Genomic DNA, 19,557 nt, shown 5'->3' with positions numbered 1-19,557 from the left:
TTTTAATGGTAATCTTCATAGTTGACAATATAAGCGTGGCCGTCTTTGAACTCAAAGACTATCCGCCAGTTACCACTGACATTAATTGACCATAGGCCGGTTTTATCGCCTTTTAAGGCATGTAACCGCCAGCCTGGTAGGTTCATATCCTCAATTGTATTTGCAGTGTGTAGAGCTTGTAAGCGTTCCTCTATGCGGGGAGCATGATTGCTTTGTATCCCTGCCGTGCTGCCCGAGGTGAAAAACTTTTGCAATCCCTTGTGTTTGAAGCTCTTTATCATGAGATGATTTTACATGCTAATTTAATGTTGTGCAATAGTAAATATTTGCGGTGCAAAATTTATTACTTTTTTTTGTAATCCATTGTTTTTTCGTGTTAACTGGCGTAATATTAAAAACGCGGTACAGGCTGAGGAGCCGATGACCGCCAAGGGTGATACTTAACTGTATCCCAAAAGGGCAAGCTTCTTGTTTGCCCTTTTTTATTTCTATTTGTTAATGTTTCATTCGGGAAAGAAGGAAGTTGATATTATAACCTAAAGTATATAGTATTATATACTCCTATCAGGATAAGGGGTATATTGTGCGAGATAAGAAAAAAATGCCTATGAAAGAACCGCCCGAAGAATCAATTAAAAGTGTTCAATATGACCTGTTTACCCAGTTTTTAAGTAATAATAAAAACGATGTCTCTAATATGGTTGAGGTCTGGGAAAGCATTCCCAAGTATTTCTTTACCCCTCGACAAATTAGTCAATTAAGAACAGAAGGGGGGCTTGCAGAGCCTTATAAGTGGAATTTTTCATACAATGATTCTCCCTGTACGGTAAAAATACAACCTGCTTTAATTGAGCAGGAAAACGGAAAATACAAAGCCTTTTTTCCCAGTGTTACCGAAGAATTAGTTGAAGAAGCATTAAAAAAGATTTTTACAGATCAGCAATTCGGAATTCATAATCCCCAAAAAACGGAAAGTTGGGTACGGTTTACACTGGGCATGATTCAAAAGGAACTGAAAAACAGGGGGCGCAGCCGCGATAAAAAACAAATCAAACACGCCATAGAAGTCATGAGTTCGTGTGTAATCACTCTCTATAAAGAAAAGAAAGAAATTTGGAAAGGATCTATTTTACAAGATCTGGTGAGTGTAAATCGTCATGACTATTTAGCTGATACTAACTCGCAACACATTGCACGCCTGCCCCTTTTTATCAGTCATAGCGTGAACACCTTAGAATACAGGCAATTCAACTATGAACGGCTAATGAGCTGTAATGAACAACTAACCCGATGGATATATAAACAGTTAATCAACCGCTTCAAGCAAGCAAATCTTATGAATACCTATCACTTTATGTATTCCAAGGTCTATCGTGATAGCGGCCTGTTACAACAAAAAACAGAAGACAAAAATAGGCAGAAAGTCAGATCATCACTCACAGAGCTTATAGATCGCGGGGTCATTGCCAATTTCACTGAAGACATCCGAAAAGAAGGCCGGAAAATTGTTGATGTTAAATACACAGTTTCACCAACAACAAACTTTGTCTCTGAGCAAAAAGCCGCTAACAAACGCTGTAAAGACGGAAAAACAAAAGCTTTGTCTGTTGGAATACAAATAGATAGATAGCTAATTCTGTGGATAACTTCAAGGAAGTGGTAGTTATAACCGCGTGTAGGTGGTAGTTATAACCGCGAGAAGTGGTAGTTATAACCGCGTGTAAGTGGTAGTTATAACCGCGAGGTACAATTATTGGTCAATTTTTAGCCACAAGAAAGCCTATTTTTTTTCAAAAGGTGGTAGTTATAACCGCGAGTTCGCCCCTGAAGTGGTAGTTATAACCGCGAGAAGTGGTAGTTATAACCGCGAGTTCGCCCCTGAAGTGGTAGTTATAACCGCGAGTTAAAAGAAAGTGGTAGTTATAACCGCGATTTTAAAAAATTTTATTTATTTAAGGTATTGTTTTTTTTGATTTTATTATGACTATCTAAATCCTTATTCTTTTCTTCTTTTATTCTTATATTTAATCTTTATTTATTCGTCCTTTCAATTTGTTGATAACTTCATTAGGCAAAAAATTAAAAGGAGTCCATAAAGGACAACTTCTTTTATAAGGGGCTTAAGCCCCTCAGCCTCCGGCTTCACCCCTACTGTCCCATCTCACTTGCCTTATTCGCTCTATAAGCAACAATAAACCCTATCAAAGAAAGAGATGACTTAAAAACTAACCCTTTTTTCTTTTTCGACACAAACACCTTTAAATAACTTTCCAAGCACCAACTATAAGGAATCCTTACAGGATAACTTCATTTTAATAAGGGCTTTGCCCTCAGCCTTCGGCTTCACCCAAGGTACTTAAACCAAGAGTGATGGGGCAGGGGAGCCGGAGCTAACCAGCAGCGAACAAGGAGTAACGTCTATGATAACCAGGTGAGCTGACCACGTTACCCTTTTTATTGACATTTGTTCGTTATTTGTTAATATGTTAGTTAATTAGTTTGTTAGTAACAAACTAATTAACTAATTCTTAAGATCGCAGGACTTCTCATGGCCAGACCCGAAATACCCGAAGAAAAATACATTGATGCTATCCATCAGCTTTTAGCGGAGGGTATAGACATTGATGCCATTAAACCAGCAAAACTTCAGCAGGCCGTTGGTGGCCGTTATAGCCGCTGTTCTGAAATTCTTGACAAGTTTAAACATGACTTTGTTAAAGAAGATGAATCCGCTACTGAACAACCTCAGTCACCCTGGTTCAAGGATATGGTAGGGGCGACTTGTGAGAATATTCAGAAGTCCCTGGTTTCCACCTGGCCGGTCATTCAAGGTGAAATCAACAAGGCTATTGAAGTCGCTACCCAGGCGTATGAGCTGAAAAAAGACGAGTTTCTGATGCAACAACGGGACGACCGCGAGCAAATAGACCTGTTGGAAAACCAGATTGATTCCCTGACCAGTCAACTAGAAAATCAACAGCAACGAGTGAGAGAATTTGAACAAAAACTGGATATTGCACACCAGGATGTTGCGAAGTTTCAGGCTATCGCAGATGAACGAGGGGAGTCATTAAAATCACTGAATCATGAACTTCAATCATCGGCGGATACCAACGCGCATTTATGCACCGTTAATCAGCAGCAGATGAAAGAAATTGAATCGCTTGAAGCCACTGTCAAGCAGTTACAAAATCAAATTCAAACAGATGAAATTAATGCTGAAAAATCCAATTCTCTGATCCAGTCTCTTAAAGATGAAATCGATTCATTAACTCGTCAGGCAGAAAAAACAAAGGAAGAATACAAAAAACAGTTCCAGAAATTCACCGATACGGAACATGAAAACGCCGAATTAAAGTTAGAAAATGCCAGGCTTAACGAACGATGCGATAACCTGAACCAGTCAATCGAATCATTGAACAAAAAGAATGAATCTCTGCAAAATGAGCTGGTGAATTTGGCTAAATCTAATCAGGGAAAAAGCAAAAATTAGTGTTAAAAAGTTTCTCATGGGAACATTTTGGGCGATCCCTACGGACCGGGCTTTCCGTTCCAATGAAATGAAATAAACGGCTGAGTAAGTTCAGCTAACGGACAAGCAAGTTCCGTCCCTCCACTTTCTTTTCCGAAGCGTCTCTAACTCAGCTTCTTCCTTTCATTTCCTCTGCAATCCCTATCGCGGGGTTACGCAATTAGTTAACCTGGTCGCTCTTAATGTTAACCCGTTCTCCTGTTAACATGAATTCAAGACCAATCAATTCCATTCTGCAAGGTACGCTTCGCTTTTCTCCTGGCAGAATGGAATTGCCCGGTCTCATTGAATCACGCGGCGAAACGGGGGCAACACCAATAAAGCCCAGGTGTGAAAAGCGAAGACAAATGAGGAACGGCGCAGCCGTGCTGATTTAAAACGAGAACCGCCTTGGTTCTCGTAGCTCTCCACGGCAGCTCACCAAGAGCATCACTTCTAGGGTGGTTTGTCAATCCTATGTTATTGTATTTATTAATATATTGTTCCATGTGAAACGTTAAAAAGTTTACAAACAGGTTGACGCAGTATATAAAAGTATATATAATTATATACAAGGTTGAGGGACACCACGCCCCAACCGGTTTTTTTAAGACACTAGGAGATTAAATTATGTGTGAAGAAGTTGAAATTGTTGTAAATTCAGTTGTTGTTCCTGAATCTATCCGTATGAATAAACTGCCTGAATATTTCGGTGGTAAATTTCTTATTTGTGAAAACCTTATTTATCATTACATGGAAAAACTTTGCTCTGATTACCAGGGGGGATATTGGAATTTCTATGAATTATCGAACGGGGGGTTCTTTATGGCTCCCAGTCTTGATGCTGAATCATTGAATTTGATCTGGGCTAATAACTACTTTGATGGATCGCTAAGTCTGGAAGCTGCCGGTATTGTCGCTTGCCTGTTTTCTTATAACCATATGTCATCCATTGGTGGTGGTGATCAATTTATTAATTTGTATCATTGGCTTCTGGAATATTCCTGGTCACACCCCGAAGGCGGAGTTATTGCCAAAGCAATAGATTAGATTCTCATGAGAACAATTATTTTGTTCTTGGATTATTTTCAGTAACATGATTACATAAAGGTTGACACTAGGTATATACATTTATATACTTGGTGTCGGCTTTAATCGCTTTCTTTAAGGATTTTATAATGGGTAAAATCGTTACATGCACCGTTCATAAAGGTGGAACTGGTAAAACAACGCTCAGTGTTGCTTTGGCTTGTTATGCCGTAAAACAGGGTTTAAGTGTGGCTATTGTTGACCTGGATAGCCAATGCAATGCCACTAAACAGTTTATTGCTCTTGATCAGGTTGGTGAGTGTTTAACCGCCAGTGATCTATTCGATATGACGGATTTACAAACTAAAACAGTCTGTTTTGTGCCGCATAAAAAGGGCGATATAGAGCCGGATAATGTTTTACATGATTCATTAGATAATGCAGTTAAGCATAGATTCTCTGTTATTCCGGCGAATGATGTGTTGCTCAGTGTTGAGCGTTTGCCGATTGAGTCAGCATCAATTTTTTCTAAAAATCTACGATCTTTGTCTGAATATTTTGATTTGGTTGTTTGCGATACGCCGCCAACAAAAGGCTTTGGTATGCTGGCTCCACTGATGGCATCTGATTATGCTTTTTCGCCAATCAATCCAGACGCTTTTTCATCTGATGGGGTTGCCAGTCTTTTTGAAAAAATCAGAGCCATTAAGGAAGAAAAAAACAAAAAACTGGAGTTTCTAGGGTTAGTAATAAACAGGTTGAACACGCATAGCCCATTGCAAAAACAGGTGGCTAATTATATGAAAGAGCAATTAGGAAATAATGTTATTTCCCAGGTTATTGCTGAAAGGTCAGCAATCAGTAATTCCGCTTTTTCACGTCGCCCTGTCTGGTATCAGGCTCGATCAGGTTCAACCAGAATTGCCGCTAAAGAGATAAAAAATACGATGAAAATCTTACTCGATAAAATGGAAATGAACGAGGCTTAACGATGAAAAATATTAATCTTATCTCTATAGATAATCTCGCATTGAGTCTTGATCAGCCTCAAAAGGGAGAAAAAATAACCTTGCTTTCACTTGATAAAGTCATTCCTGATCCTGATCAACCCAGAAGGGACAGGAATAAGGAAGCAGATAATGAACTGGCTAATAGTATCAAGGAAGAGGGTGTGATCCAGCCTATTATTGTACGTCCTGAAAATGACGATGGATACCACATGATAATTTGTGGGGAACGTCGTTATGATGGTTCAAAAAAGGCCGGACTTGATACGATTCCTTGCATAGTTCGAGATATTGAATCCAGTATGATTTTAACTATCCAAACGGTTGAAAACATACAACGCGATAATATGTCATTAGCTGATGAAATAGAAGCTGTTGCCAAAATAGCAAAGGCACATGGAACCAAAAAAACGGCGGAATTGTTAGGCAAAAAAAGCCAGTATGTCAGCAAAAGAGTTCGCGTATATAAAGCTAATTCCTATCTATGGGACTTTATAAAATTAGGCTATAGCAATGACTTTGCTGCTTTCTATGAGTTGGCCTTACTTGACAGTAAAAATCATGATGAAGCCAAAATATTAGTCGATTCATGGATACTATCACCCACAATAAGAACATCATTGCGAACGCAAGTTGAAGATATAAAAAGACGGCTTTCAAAGCCAAAGAAAAACAATGTTATTGATATTGATTCTTCAAATGATGTTGATGCTGTAAAACTTAATGATGATGTTATTGAGTCAATTAATACGATAGAAACGGTATTAAATGATAGCTCTGATAGCACTATGGAAAATGGAAAAAAAGAACAAAATAAACCTAAAAAGGTTAAAAAGGATAAGCTATTAAATGTAGGTGGTGTACCAGATTCATTTAAAGTTGAGTCATTACAAGATAGAAAGTTACTGTCTTTCACATTTGATGACGGCGTATTAATTGATATTGAAATATCTAACGATGACTGGATGAATTTTGTCAATGAAGTTAACAAAGAAAAAGTTTAATACTGTTATAAGTAACATAAAAATAAGCGAAAGAACACGACTTATGGCTTATGAAATACTCGTTAATCAAAAGAGTTCTGAAGAAGTCGGTCGTAAGTTTGGTGTCACACGTCAAGCAGCTCACAAAGCTGCTTTGCGTGTATGGCGAAGTTATCTGGAATCAATTGATTGCCCTGAAGGGTGGACTTCAATAGAACTCATTGTTCCACCTGAGTTGAAAGAAAGATTTGAAAAAATTCAACAACAATTGCTGATTAAGCATTCAATTTTATAAATCAATTTGTGAGGCCACTATTATGAAATTTGTACAATTTTTATTATTCATGATTGTTGTTTGGGGATTTTTAGAAATATTTTTTTGATGACTATTGCTGTTTCATTGTTCAGAAAAGATGACAAATTTTACACGCAATTACTTTATGGAAGGCCAACTAAAATAGTTAATAGTGATAATGGTAAAATTGCTCTAGTGAGTGAAAATGAATTATTTCTTTATGAAACGGTTGTCAGAAAAACAAATGTTTATTTATTTCGTGGTGTTGGTGATATATCCATTCCATTTGTAAGTCCTGGAGTCAATCTGATTTCTCATGGGAACAATATCATGCAAAAAAATAAATTGATAAAAACTCTGAAATGGTTAGAAGATCATGGCTATGATCCAAATCAGTTTGATGATGATTTTTGGTTAAGGGTTCAAGCAATTATTAATTCTAAAAGCTATGGAAAAAAACATCTATTATCTCTCCTTGAAAAGGAAACCAGTTAATCTGATTCCTGTTTTATTGGTATTGTCTACATTCATATTTATAGCCATAATTTTTATGAATTCTGGCAAAAAATATCTCGTTTATAACCATACAGATAGCATACCAAAAGGTTTTTATTATCTGAATAATGACATTGATATTGAATCTGTAAAAAATGGTGATCTGATTGTTTTTGATGTTCCCGATCAGGTAAAAGAAATGGTCATTCATAGAAGGTGGCTAAACGTAAGCGATACACTGACAAAGCCTGTTAGTGCAAAGGCAGGTGATTTTGTTTGTACGAATAATAGAACTGTAATCGTTAACAATATTTCGTATGGTCCCATTGAAGAATACGATTCAAACGGTAGAGAAATGCCCTGGTTCAAATATTGTGGAACAGTAAAAAAAGGAGAAGTTTTTGTCTTTATAGATAATTCCAAGAGCTTCGATTCAAGATATTATGGTCCTATACCTGCTGCCGAGTTAATTGCAAAGGCAACGCCACTATGGATATTTTAAGTCTGATTCTTTCATGCTCATTATCAATTAAATTCGATGATAATTTGATTCAGTCAATCATCATGAATGAGAGCTTTAACAATCCAATATACGTTAGAGTTGAAGGTTCTAAATTTGGTGTTGGTTATCAGAACAAAGATGACTCAATTAGTGCTATCAATGAAATTATGAAATCAGGTAAGGAATCCTATATTGGACTAATGGGAATCCCTTTAAGTGATGCTATTAATAACGGATATACAGCCAATGATCTTCTTGATGAATGTTTAAATATACAGTTAGGAACAGCCAATATTGATATGTTTATGGATCATTGTAAAGCTGAAGGTAAAATTGATATATCGACCTGTTCAATAAAAAAATATGCAAAATATACAGGTCAAAAGTCAATCATTTTTACCAATAAAGTGATCCATAAAGGCATTCAATTTGTGTCAAAAAGTAACCAAAAAAATGAAAACTCTTTGATAAAAAACCAATCGGTTCACCTTGATATAGGAAAAGGTAAAAGAAGTAAAGAGAGTGTTTTTATAGACTTCAACATAGACAAAGAACGTGGTGAAATGTTAGATGATAAATAAAAATAATACCTATCATCCTTGTTTAAATACCTTGGGGTTTGGGGCAAAGCCCCAATTAAATTTTAGCGTTTGCGAAGCAAACACTTTAACTTGGTTTTATGCCAATAAAGAAAAAGTGGTCATGTGTAGGCGTTTAATAGATAGGGCAAGATAAAGCAATGTATCTAAAACCTTACAGGTTTTTGATTACATTGATATAAGTGTGTATCCATTTTTGTTTTTATATATCTATTAATATGATATACTATTGATATTATTAGCAATATTATAGATACATTGGTGATTTATGTCCAATTACCCCGATTCCCTAGATGATCTGCCTATCTTTAGTCCATCCACAAGCAAGGCTAAATCCGAACCTGTTCCAATGGTTAAAAGCTTCAGGAACAATGTTTCAAAGCGCGTCGGATTGAGACAGAAAAAAAACGGCAGGAAAGGTGCAAGCCGAGGTGGAAGTCCCAGGCGAGGAAGAATGGCAGAATCCGTTTATAACGTAGGCAGTTCAGCAAGGCGTGTTGTCGTCAAAGCCCGTGTTGTTAAAATGAATAACTCCTACGGGAAAAAATCAGCCGGTTTGCACATGAAATATATTGAAAGAGACGGGGCCGGAAAAGACGGAAAAGAGGCGGAACTATTTGATAGTAAAACATCGAATAAAGACCTAACAGAATGGACAGAAAAAAACATTGAATGGGCAGAACATACAGAAGGAGAGCCACACCAATTCAGGGTTATCATTTCACCGGAAGATGCACACGAACTTAATCTTACAGAATACACTCGCGAGTTAATGGAAAGGGTGCAAACAGACCTTGGCCGTGATCTGGTGTGGACGGCCGCAAATCATTACAACACAGACAATCCTCACACCCATTTAGTGATTAGTGGATTAGATAAAAACGGTGAAGAAGTCTGGATTGATCGTGAGTATATATCGAATGGAATAAGGAACCGAGCAAGAGAACTGGCAACACAAGAACTTGGTCATCGTAGTGAACATGAAATAGATACAACATTGAATAAGGAAATTACACAAGAACGATTCACATCACTGGACTGGAAAATTGATAAAGTTTCTCATGGGAATATTGTTGATATGAGTGTCTATCCTGATGATATAGATGCGCGTAAATTACACGGAAAATTGATTGCTAGGCTGGATCATCTTGTAGGTTACGGGTTAGCGATAAAAGATAATAGTCATGAATATATATTACAAGATGGATGGGATACTAATCTGCGTGAAATGGGGGAGCGTGGTGACATCATAAAAACGCTGCACAAAGAAATTAAGGCTGATCCAACAAAATACAGAATATATGATAAAGATGATCATGATAATGTTGTGACAGGTCGGCTTGTGAGAAGTGGGTTACATGATGAACTCAACGACCGTTTTTATATGATTGTTGAAGGTCAGGATGGAAGTTCTAATTACATTGTAATGGACAAAGGAACTGATGTTACAGAATACAAACGCGGGTCAATTGTCAGTGTTGAAAACTATCAGGATTCATGGATTAAGAAAAGTGATTACGTAATAGAAACATTTGCTAGATCAAATCAAGGTATTTATGACCAGAAAGAGCATGTCAAACAAGTTATAAAGCACCCTGAATTACTTCCTAATGGTGTAACACCAGAGGGGTATACCGATGCGATTAGCCGCCGTGTTAGTCGCTTATCCAGGTTTGGGCTGGCTCAACAATTAGGTAGTGGTTTGTGGAAGATTGAAGACAACTTAACGGCTGAATTGTCACGGCGTGACCAGGAATCACCAAACCCAAGAAAGGTTCGTATCAGTACGATAGATGAAAGATTGTTACAGCAGCAAATAAAGGCCGAAGGCAGGGCGTGGATTGATACCATTCATGTAGAAAACAATGCGCCTTATTCTTTTGGGTCAGAATTGAATCAGGCCATCAAAAAACGGCAAGAATTTATGCAAAAGGAATTGGGCTTAAAGGGGAATGAAAAAGGGCTGTTAAAAATGCTGGATAACATTGAAAGACAAAAGTTAGTACAAGATTACGCAGACAGTTCATTAAGACGTTACAAGCCGTTAAAACAGGAAATGTTTACCGGTACGCTGCATAAAAAAATCACTGCACCCAGCGGCCAAGGTTATGCTTTGATTACATCTGAACATAACAATGGTATTGATAAAGAGTTCTCTCTGGTTCCCTGGCGAGATAATATGAAACGCTCACTGGGTAAGCCAGTGTCATTTGGCCTTTCAAAACAGAATATACCTATTGTCAAAACATTAACAAAAGGTCTACAGCGATGACCGAAAATACACAAGCCCCTTGGGGCATTATAAAAGAGGATTCTCGCTCAATTTATTACATTAATTTAATATCGGGCGTTTTGATAATTACGCTGGGTGTTTGGGGGGCAACGCAATACTGTGCATATGAACTAGGGTATCAAGAAAATCTGGGTGATCCCTGGTTTATTTTATTTGGCTATCCCGTCTATATACCCTGGCGTGTTTTTGAATGGACGTATTACTATGAAGTTTATGCGAGAGGTGTTTTTGCAACGTCTTATTTATTCATTTATGGATCATTTGCAATAGAGGCTATTTTACTGGTTTATATTGCGGTTTGGAGGGCAAGGAGAAATAAGGCGGGGGATGCCTATGGAACGGCTCGCTGGTCCACTGAAAAAGAGCTGAAAGAGGCGGGTTTGTTCGCTGGTGAAGGCATTGTTATCGGTCAAACGGTTGATGGTCAGTTGCTGCAACATAATGGGCCGGAACATGCGCTGGTATTTGCACCGCCTAGAAGCGGTAAAGGTGTAGGGTTAGTTATACCAACTTTATTGACCTGGAAGGGTAGCGTCATTGTTTATGACATCAAGCGGGAAAACTGGGAAATCACAGCCGGTTTCAGAAAAAAATTCTCCCATGTTTTACGGTTTGAACCCACATCTGTTTCATCCGTGAAATTTAATCCATTGTATGAAATCAGAAAAGGCGATAATGAATTTAGGGATGCACAAGGTATTGCAGAAATGATTGTTGATACCGGTGATCCAAACCATAAGAATGATCACTGGGAAAGAACCAGTAAGGCACTTTTAATTGCGGCTATTTTACATGTATTGTATGCCGAAAAAGATAAAAGTATTCCAGGTGTTGCCAGTTTTTTGACTGATCCAAGAAGAAATATTTCACAGACATTAACTTACATGATGACCTATAGGCATTTAGGTGATCGGCCTCATCCTATCGTCGCTAGTATGACCCGTGAGGTGCTGAATAAATCTGAGAATGAATTGTCAGCGGTTCTGAGTACCGCAACATCATTTTTAACGCTCTATCGTGACCCTGTAATTTCTAACAATATTCGAGAATCTGATTTTTCAATAAAAGATCTGATGAACTCAAAAAATCCTGTCAGTTTGTATTTTACTATTCCTGTAAGTGAGGTTAAAGATACTAGGCCATTAATTCGTCTTGTTCTTAATCAAATCGGGCGGCGGATTACCGAGTCCATGAGTCATGACCATTCGCAGCCGGATTACCGGCACAAAATGTTATTGATGATTGACGAATTTCCAACGCTGGGGAGGATGGACTTTTTAGAATCAGGCTTGGCTTATTTTCCTGGTTACGGAATTCGTGCCTATTTAATCGCGCAATCTCTGAATCAGATCGAAAAACATTACGGTTCCAATAACGCCATTCTGGATACTTCGCATATTCGGATTACTTATGGCGCACTGGATGAGAAAACGGCAAAGCGCATATCGGATTTACTGGGACAATCCACCCAGGTTAGAAAAATGGCCAACTATGCCGGTTCCCGTCTGGCCCCGTGGTTAGGTCATGTGATGGTGAGCGAGCAGGAGTCCCCCAGGCAATTATTAACGCCTGGTGAAATTCTCAATATGCCACCTCATGCGAATTTAATTCTGATCGGTGGGTTGTTCCCTTATTACGGGCGTAAAGTTACCTATTACAACGATCCTCGTTTTATGAAACGCGCTAATTTACCGGCGCCGAATTCTGAAGAAGAACAGCGCAAGGAATTTCCCAAACCTATAACGCATCCCTGGGTTTATATCGAAAAGACGGAAGAAATGTCTGTTTCTCATGAGAACATTGATCCTGATGGTTCTCTTGATATATCCCCTGTTCATGAGGACGGTATCAATACAGGAATAGATAATGAAAATGAACGTGGTCTCGATGAACACGAATTAGCACTACAAATGGAATCATTAGAAGATGACCGCATAAAAGATGAAAAGGAATATGAAAGAGACGAAGACCGAAATATCAATAATCAACAAGCCCAACGCCGCCTTATTAATCAGCGGCAACAAGGACGGCTACAGGAATTATCCAGAGACCAAAGTGGGGGAGACTTGCCTTTATGAATAAAAAGTTCCAGACCTATCTTGATCCTAAATTGGATAAGAACTTGCGTCAGTATTGCGCGAAATCAGGCAAGTCTATTAGCAGCGTCACCAATGCAGCGATACGCGCTTATCTGGATGAAACAACTGATACTAAATTGTTGTTCAGGCGATTGGACAAGCACACACGCGCTCTGGCTAAAGCCAATCGGGATATTCAATTGATGGCAGAAGCCTTATCCGTGTTTGTCAAACTCTGGTTTGCTCATACGCCGCGTATTCCAGACAACGACAAGGAAAATGCCCAGCGGTATGCCGCACAACGCTATGAGCAGTTTTGTGATTACGTTGCGACACAAATATCAGGGGGGCATTATTTTGTTGATGATTTGGTTCAGGATTCACCCATATCAGAAGATGAATTAGACGCTGCAAGGGAGGATAAGCCATGAAAGATATTAGTGATGAAGTTGTTCGACGAAAGCAAACACAATTAACTACAGCTCTTGATCCTGTTCTGCATCTTTTAAATGACGCTGATGTGGTTGAAGTGATGATCAATCCAGATACCCGCGTCTGGGTTGAAAGGATAGGCGAGCCACCGGAACAAACCGATATTCAAATAACCACGGCAGAAATAGAACGGGCCATCCGTCTGGTTGCTTCCATCATGCAAACGACTATTTCAACCGATAACCCCAGTGTTGCAGGTACACTACCCCAATGGAATGCGAGAATCCAGGCATCCATGCCGCCAATGGTAGACAGTCCTGCACTATGTATCCGGCTGCCGGCCAAAAAAGTTTTTAATTTGAATGATTATGTCGCCAAGGGCATTCTAACGGTGAGCCAGTCGCAGATTTTGCATAACGCGGTCATGGATCGAAAAAATATCTTGTTAGGTGGTGGAACCGGTTCTGGTAAGACTACATTGGCAAATGCTTTGCTCGATGTCATCTCAGTAACCGGTGATCGTGTCATCATTATTGAAGACAATCGAGAATTACAGTGTAATGCACTTAACAAGGTTCACTTTTATACGGATGCTAATGTATCATTGCAGCGCGCTTTATTTGACAGTTTAAGGTGGCGGCCTGACCGGATCATCATTGGGGAGGTTAGAGATAAAGCTGCCCTTGATTTACTCAAGGCGTGGAATACAGGACACCCTGGCGGTGTTGCAACCATTCACGCAGACAGTACCCGCGAAATGTTAACCCGCATGTGTCAATTGATTGAAGAAAATAATATGGTGGCTCCAAAGGCGTTTGTGGCCCAGACTATTGACCTGTGCGTTCATATCAAACGTGATAAAAACTCGCCTGCCGGTCGGTGTCTATCGGGTATCTCTGAGGTGACTGGATATAAAAATGGTGAGTGGTTAATTTCACCTGTTGACTAACGAAAAGAAATCATTTATTTTACTTCATAGTATATAATTCTATATACATTTAACTTAAAAGGAACCATTATGAAATATAGACGTAATACCATTTTCTTCTTGAGTCTTTTTACCCTAATGTTTCTCATGGGAACAAATGCGGAGGCTGCGACAACAACCGGTATGCCTTGGGAAACCCCGCTTAACAATTTATTGAATTCATTAACTGGGCCTGTGGCTCGTGTAATCGGTGCGATTTCAATTGTCGTTTTTGGGTTTGGTCTGGCGTTTTCTGAAGGTGGTGGTTTAATTCGCCGTGCCATGTGGATTGTTTTAGGTTTGACTATTGCGTTTAATGCCTTGTCCTGGAGCTTGACCTTCTTTGGTTTTACCGGTGGATTGCTTATTTAGGAGAAAACAATGGAAGATGGCTACACAGCCCCTATTCATCGGGGATTAATTACCCCAATATTGATTGTCGGCTTGCCTAGAACGTTGGCGTTTATCTTGTGGACGACCGCCTGCGCCGTAGGTTTCGGGTTGCAGGAAATATGGGTGCTCCCCATCTTTTTTATTTTTCATATCGGGTTTGCAATTTTGACTAAAAAAGATCCCTATTTTTTTGATGTTTTCAAATTTGCAATGAAAGCCCCTCGCCGGTTAGACCCGTAGGAGTTATGGCATGTTTAATTTATCCGAATACCGGAAAAAAACAAAGTGGTTAAGTGACTATTTGCCTTGGGCGATGTTAGTTGCCCCTGGTGTCATTTTGCAAAAAAATGGCGTTTTGCAAAAAACCATTGCTTTTCGTGGTCCTGACTTGGGAAGTTCTTCACCGGCTGAACTTCAATCCAGTAGCGCACGATTGAACAATGTTCTTAAACGGCTGGGTTCTGGATGGGCGTACTTCTCTGAGTCCCAGCGTTTCAGGACAAATGAATATGTGTCCTGTCAGTGGCCAAATTCTGCAAGCTGGATTGTCGATGAAGAACGGCGTGGACATTATGAAGATGAAGGAGATCACTTTGAATCCAATTATTTTTTAACGTTTACCTGGGTTATGCCACCCGATAAGGTTAAAAAAGTGGAAGCTGTTTTTATTGATGATCCGAATCGTGATGCACACGACCAGGATTATGATAACCAGCGAGACTTGAGTTATTTCATTAAAACGGTCAAACATATTGCCGGAATCATGCGGGATGTTTTTCCAGAAGTTGTTGAATTGAATGATGATGAAACGCTGACTTATTTACATTCCACCGTTTCATCAAGAAGACATCCGGTAAAAACACCTGATACCCCAATCTATCTGGATCATATTCTGACCGATCAGGCGTATCAACCCGGTGAAATTCCTGTGTTGGGAAATAACTATGTCATGACGGCTACGATAAACGGGTTTCCATCGGAAGCATGGCCGGGTATTTTGGATGGACTCAATCACCTGGCTCTTGAATATCGCTGGTCAAGCCGGTTTATCTGTCTGGACAATCAAGATGCAAAGAATGAGGTTGATAAATATCGCAAGAACTGGTTTTCAAAACGAAAGTCATTATTTACTCTGGTTAAAGAACAGGCATCAGGTACAGAGTCACGTATTGTCGATACCGAGGCTGAAAGTAATGCGGTTGATGCGGAAGCCGCTTTAGAGGAACTGGGTAATGATGTTGTGGCGTATGGTTATTACACTTCGACAATTACTGTCTGGCATCCAGATTTGGATATATGTCATCAACGGTTAGATACCGTGATGCAGGTGATTAATAGCAAGGGCTTTACTACGCGGCATGAAACAACCAATTCATTTCATGCTTGGTTGTCTTCGCTGCCAGGTCATGTATATTCCAACGTGCGCCGCCCCTTGATTAATACCTTGAATGTGGCACATATATTCCCGTTGAGTGCCATTTGGTCAGGTGATCGACATGATTATCACCTGGCGAAAGAAACGGGGATAGCGGCCCCTTTACTGGTTTGTAATACAACCGGTAATACCCATAAGCGCCAACTTAAGCCATTAAATCATTGATTACGTGTTGAAAAATAAAGGTGTGGCCACCACATAGAGTCTTTTGCCGACAAAAGTGAAAACCCTATGAAAAAGCAGCCACCTCACATAGATACTCGTTTTGAACAATTTGTGCAAGAACTTCCAGAAGATTATCAACAACAAGCCTATGAATTTAAAGCCTTCACGCGTGCGCGCAAGATCCGTTCGCCCTTACAACTGTTACAGTTGGTGATGCTCTACTGTGGTCTGGATTTCTCCTTGCGGAGTTGCGCCGGCGAGGTGGCTCACTTACAGGGCTCACTTAAGTGATACGGCGGTAAAAAAGACTGGCGGCCTGCGTTCCTTGGGTAAAATCCTTGCTATCGGGCGTATTTGGGTTGCATCAGGTGGTTGACAGTGGTTCATTAAGCTTCGTTATTATTGATGGCTCGACCGTGCAGGAACCCGGTGCGACAGAAACCACGTATCGGCTACATATCGCGATAGATTTGATTTCACTGACATTGCGCCAGGTTGAAGTCAGTACGGACAAGATTGGCGAAAGCCTTGACCATTATGTGCTGGAATCGGGCGATGTCGTGTTGATTGATCGTGGCTACAATCAACCGAAGTCGTTGGTGCCTTTTATTGACCGAGGTGGCGATATTGTGCTGCGCTATAACGCACACAGCATGAATTTATACGAGCTTGACGAGCACGGCAAAATGATAAAAATTGACTGGGAAACGAAATTACAACGTCTCGGGAAACAAGCGGGGGCTATTCCGGTTTATTTGTGCCATGATACTAAACGAATCGCCTGCACGGTACATGCGGTTCCGTTACCTGCCGAAAAAGCGGCGCAAGCCCGGCGTAAAGCGAAACTCAGAGCGCAGAACAAAGGACGTACAGCCCAGGAAAAAACGCTCTATCTCAGTGAATGGGTCTTAATTTTAACGTCCGTGCCGGTCGAGTTGCTCAGCACCGAAACGGCTGCCGCGCTCTATCGTGTACGCTGGCAGGTGGAATTGGTGATCAAACGGCTGAAAAGCCTGTTGGCGATCAATCAATTACGTGCCCGTAAAGACAGTCAATTGGCCGAATTGTATTTACAGGGCAAACTTCTGTATGCGGTGGTTACGGAAAAGATCGCGCAGCGGTGTTTTACCAAGGCCTTGACGAAAATGGATGGGCCGCGTGCATTGACACCCTGGCGTTTGTATAAAACGATTGCTGAGGACATTAAATCAGGATTGAACGCCTGTTTTCCGAAGCAAGAACGCTTTCAGCGTGATTATTTGAAAAGCGTTAGCGAACGCCCGAGAAAACGTTCGTTGCAGAGTCTACCTGAACCGATTTTGGGAATGATTCGACAATGCAGAGAGCTGGGCGTAAGTCGTGTTTAATCAAGTGGTTGGGGGCTTAAGTTGGCGCTTATGCCGGTAATACCCCTTTCAGATTATCTTTATCAGTCGGTGATGTGGGCCATACCTTTATTGCTGGGCCGACCGGTAGCGGTAAATCAACATTGCTCGGCATACTGGCTATGCAATGGCTAAGATACCCGAAAGCACAGGTGGTCTTTTTTGATAAAGATCGCACTGCAAGAGCGGCAACAATGGCGGTCGGTGGGTCTATCTATGAACCTGGCAATGAAGATCGTCCCGTTGCCTTTCAGCCGTTAGTCAATATTGATCAAAAATCGGACTTGAACTGGGCGGAAGGTTGGATAGAAACGCTTATGGATTTACAGAATTTAACCTTAACGCCAAAGGATAAAACAGAAATTCATAATGCGCTTCAATCGTTGGCAACTTCACCTAGGAAACAACGAACGATAGGCGGCTTACAGCAATTAATCCAGAATCAAGATATTCGGGATGCGTTGATGCAATACACGCTTGAGGGAACCTATGGGCAGTTATTCGATAGTGACAACGACACGTTGCAGGATGACTTCTGGACAATGATTGAAATGGGGTCATTAATGGATTTGGGAAATAGCGCGATTGTTCCCGCGTTGGGTTATTTATTCTATCGAATTGAGCAGCGTTTTGATGGGCGCCCTACTCTGTTGATTCTGGATGAAGCCTGGCTGTTTATGGATCACCCATTTTTTGCTACACGGTTAAGGCAATGGCTGAAAACACTCAGAAAAAAGAATGTCTTTGTGGTGTTTGCTACTCAGGAAATTGAAGATGCCATTAATTCGCCAATCTGTTCTACTCTGCTTTCGGCCTGTATGACAAAAATCTTCTTGCCAGATAACAGTGCCACCGATCCTTTAACATCGGAAGCCTATACCAAATTAGGACTGTCTGAAACTGAAATTATTAATTTGAGTAGAGCTGTTCAGAAAAAAGAATATTTTTACCGTTCACCCAAAGGTAAACGACTGTTTGATCTTGAACTGGGGGATGTTGCTCTGGCATTCGTCGGTCGTTCTTCACCTTCTGATCAAGCTTTTATGGATGATCTGGAAAAGAATCATTCATCGGAGCAATGGGCTGAATTATTATTACGCCAACGTAATTTAACCTGGGCAGCGGATATGGTCAGTGAACCGTTATCTGTAGCTTCTTAATTTTTAGAGGATAGCAATGAAAAGTTTAATTTCTTATTTTTTTGTTCTGTTTTTTTTATTATTTCACTTGTCTGTTTCATATTCAGCCGACAAGGTTTTGATTAAAAAGCCGGGATCATTTCAACTGAATCCAACTGATCCAAAGGCTAACGAAGGGGTATTTTTATTTAAAAAAATGATTAATGAATGCTTTGAACATAAAAATATAGATTATGAAAAAACAATAACTATCATTAACAAAATGATTTCAGCTTCATCTGAAACAACAACAATTTCTTGTGAATATTTGGTTTCTGAATATATGAGGGAGTTATGATGTTGAAAAAAAATGTTCTCATGAGAAACTTTAAAATCATGGTTGCAACGTCTGTTGTCTCATTGATACCGTTTTCACATGTCAATGCAACAGGTATTCCAGTTGTTGATATTGCTCATATCGGTATACAAACCGGTTTCTGGACGGCAGATTCGGCAGAACAGGCCGCCCAAACCGCAGAGCAAGTTATTACCAGTGCTGAAAATGTTTTGCAGACGATAGAATCTGTGACGCAGACTGCACAGCAAATACAAATGGTTGCGAATTGGGTCAAGAATCTGGATCGGCTAGGCGCTTCTGAGTGGGTTGGTTTGATCAATGACAATGTGATTCAGTCTGCTGAAATAACCAATGTCATGAATTCTGTTGCAGCACTTCAATATGATGCCGCCCGGATAAGATCACAGATGAACGCCATATTCCCGCAAGGCGGCGACTGGTCAACCTATAACTTCAGCAATTTAAGAAATGCCAGACAAACATGGAATAGCACGTTAACAGATGCTGTTAAC

22 protein-coding genes are annotated in these 19,557 nt (G+C 40.1%); 21 read left to right on the top strand and 1 reads right to left on the bottom strand.

Features of this window, described 5'->3' with window-relative positions; genetic code table 11:
- Positions 1–2: 2 nt before the first annotated feature.
- Positions 3–281 carry a type II toxin-antitoxin system RelE/ParE family toxin gene (locus JEU79_RS24935; RefSeq protein WP_174482312.1) on the bottom strand — a complete coding sequence of 93 codons (279 nt, stop codon included), beginning with the start codon at positions 279–281 and terminating at the stop codon, positions 3–5.
- Positions 282–583: 302 nt separating this feature from the next.
- Here JEU79_RS24935 and JEU79_RS24930 point away from each other — a divergent pair, with 302 nt between their 5' ends.
- The 21 genes from JEU79_RS24930 to JEU79_RS24835 form a co-directional block, all read left to right on the top strand.
- The gene (locus tag JEU79_RS24930) at positions 584–1,630 is read left to right on the top strand and encodes a hypothetical protein (RefSeq protein WP_246540717.1); all 1,047 of its coding nucleotides are present in this window, start codon (positions 584–586) and stop codon (positions 1,628–1,630) included.
- Positions 1,631–2,548: 918 nt separating this feature from the next.
- Complete coding sequence (locus JEU79_RS24925; protein WP_198266617.1) at positions 2,549–3,493, top strand: coiled-coil domain-containing protein; 945 nt, start codon at positions 2,549–2,551, stop codon at positions 3,491–3,493.
- A 648-nt stretch (positions 3,494–4,141) separates the two neighbouring features.
- The gene (locus tag JEU79_RS24920) at positions 4,142–4,561 is read left to right on the top strand and encodes an antirestriction protein (RefSeq protein ID WP_198266616.1); all 420 of its coding nucleotides are present in this window, start codon (positions 4,142–4,144) and stop codon (positions 4,559–4,561) included.
- Positions 4,562–4,689: 128 nt separating this feature from the next.
- Positions 4,690–5,529: a ParA family protein gene (locus tag JEU79_RS24915; protein ID WP_174484137.1), complete on the top strand. Its 840-nt coding sequence runs from the start codon at positions 4,690–4,692 to the stop codon at positions 5,527–5,529.
- A 2-nt stretch (positions 5,530–5,531) separates the two neighbouring features.
- Positions 5,532–6,551: a ParB/RepB/Spo0J family partition protein gene (locus JEU79_RS24910; protein WP_198266615.1), complete on the top strand. Its 1,020-nt coding sequence runs from the start codon at positions 5,532–5,534 to the stop codon at positions 6,549–6,551.
- Complete coding sequence (locus tag JEU79_RS24905; protein WP_174484139.1) at positions 6,526–6,825, top strand: TrfB-related DNA-binding protein; 300 nt, start codon at positions 6,526–6,528, stop codon at positions 6,823–6,825. The genes JEU79_RS24910 and JEU79_RS24905 overlap by 26 nt, the downstream gene beginning before the upstream one ends.
- A gap of 84 nt (positions 6,826–6,909) precedes the next feature.
- Entirely contained in the window at positions 6,910–7,320 is a 411-nt protein-coding gene (locus JEU79_RS24900; RefSeq protein WP_198266614.1) for a hypothetical protein, read from the top strand.
- 55 nt (positions 7,321–7,375) lie between these two features.
- Positions 7,376–7,822 carry a S26 family signal peptidase gene (locus JEU79_RS24895; RefSeq protein WP_198266613.1) on the top strand — a complete coding sequence of 149 codons (447 nt, stop codon included), beginning with the start codon at positions 7,376–7,378 and terminating at the stop codon, positions 7,820–7,822.
- Positions 7,810–8,403, top strand: coding sequence for a lysozyme family protein (locus tag JEU79_RS24890; protein WP_198266612.1), 594 nt, complete (start codon positions 7,810–7,812; stop codon positions 8,401–8,403). Before JEU79_RS24895 ends, JEU79_RS24890 begins: the two co-directional genes overlap by 13 nt.
- Positions 8,404–8,875: 472 nt before the next feature.
- Positions 8,876–10,693 carry a DUF3363 domain-containing protein gene (locus JEU79_RS24885; RefSeq protein ID WP_198266611.1) on the top strand — a complete coding sequence of 606 codons (1,818 nt, stop codon included), beginning with the start codon at positions 8,876–8,878 and terminating at the stop codon, positions 10,691–10,693.
- Positions 10,690–12,792 carry an IncP-type conjugal transfer protein TraG gene (gene traG, locus JEU79_RS24880; protein WP_246540716.1) on the top strand — a complete coding sequence of 701 codons (2,103 nt, stop codon included), beginning with the start codon at positions 10,690–10,692 and terminating at the stop codon, positions 12,790–12,792. The genes JEU79_RS24885 and traG overlap by 4 nt, the downstream gene beginning before the upstream one ends.
- Positions 12,789–13,223 carry a hypothetical protein gene (locus JEU79_RS24875; RefSeq protein ID WP_174484145.1) on the top strand — a complete coding sequence of 145 codons (435 nt, stop codon included), beginning with the start codon at positions 12,789–12,791 and terminating at the stop codon, positions 13,221–13,223. The genes traG and JEU79_RS24875 overlap by 4 nt, the downstream gene beginning before the upstream one ends.
- Complete coding sequence (gene trbB / locus JEU79_RS24870; RefSeq protein ID WP_174484146.1) at positions 13,220–14,173, top strand: P-type conjugative transfer ATPase TrbB; 954 nt, start codon at positions 13,220–13,222, stop codon at positions 14,171–14,173. Before JEU79_RS24875 ends, trbB begins: the two co-directional genes overlap by 4 nt.
- A gap of 69 nt (positions 14,174–14,242) precedes the next feature.
- Positions 14,243–14,563, top strand: coding sequence for a TrbC/VirB2 family type IV secretion system protein (locus tag JEU79_RS24865; RefSeq protein WP_174484147.1), 321 nt, complete (start codon positions 14,243–14,245; stop codon positions 14,561–14,563).
- Between the two features lie 9 nt (positions 14,564–14,572).
- Positions 14,573–14,824 (top strand): VirB3 family type IV secretion system protein, encoded by a 252-nt coding sequence (locus JEU79_RS24860; protein ID WP_174484148.1) that lies wholly within the window; start codon positions 14,573–14,575, stop codon positions 14,822–14,824.
- Positions 14,825–14,834: 10 nt separating this feature from the next.
- A complete protein-coding gene (locus JEU79_RS24855; RefSeq protein WP_198266610.1) occupies positions 14,835–16,184 on the top strand; it encodes a VirB4 family type IV secretion/conjugal transfer ATPase in 1,350 nt (449 codons plus the stop codon).
- A 66-nt stretch (positions 16,185–16,250) separates the two neighbouring features.
- Positions 16,251–16,475, top strand: coding sequence for a hypothetical protein (locus JEU79_RS27205; RefSeq protein ID WP_198245627.1), 225 nt, complete (start codon positions 16,251–16,253; stop codon positions 16,473–16,475).
- A 77-nt stretch (positions 16,476–16,552) separates the two neighbouring features.
- Complete coding sequence (locus tag JEU79_RS24850; protein WP_246540715.1) at positions 16,553–17,551, top strand: transposase; 999 nt, start codon at positions 16,553–16,555, stop codon at positions 17,549–17,551.
- Between the two features lie 74 nt (positions 17,552–17,625).
- Positions 17,626–18,729: a TraG/VirB4 family ATPase gene (locus JEU79_RS24845; protein WP_214660677.1), complete on the top strand. Its 1,104-nt coding sequence runs from the start codon at positions 17,626–17,628 to the stop codon at positions 18,727–18,729.
- Positions 18,730–18,745: 16 nt separating this feature from the next.
- On the top strand, positions 18,746–19,045 hold the full coding sequence (locus JEU79_RS24840) for a hypothetical protein (RefSeq protein WP_198266608.1): 300 nt from the start codon (positions 18,746–18,748) through the stop codon (positions 19,043–19,045).
- Positions 19,046–19,083: 38 nt separating this feature from the next.
- A partial coding sequence (locus JEU79_RS24835; protein ID WP_214660676.1) for a TrbJ/VirB5 family protein occupies positions 19,084–19,557 on the top strand: 474 nt, incomplete at its 3' end.

This window comes from sulfur-oxidizing endosymbiont of Gigantopelta aegis, assembly GCF_016097415.1.
Taxonomy (GTDB): Bacteria; Pseudomonadota; Gammaproteobacteria; order GRL18; family GRL18; genus GRL18.
This window is presented reverse-complemented; position numbering and strand designations above follow the sequence as displayed.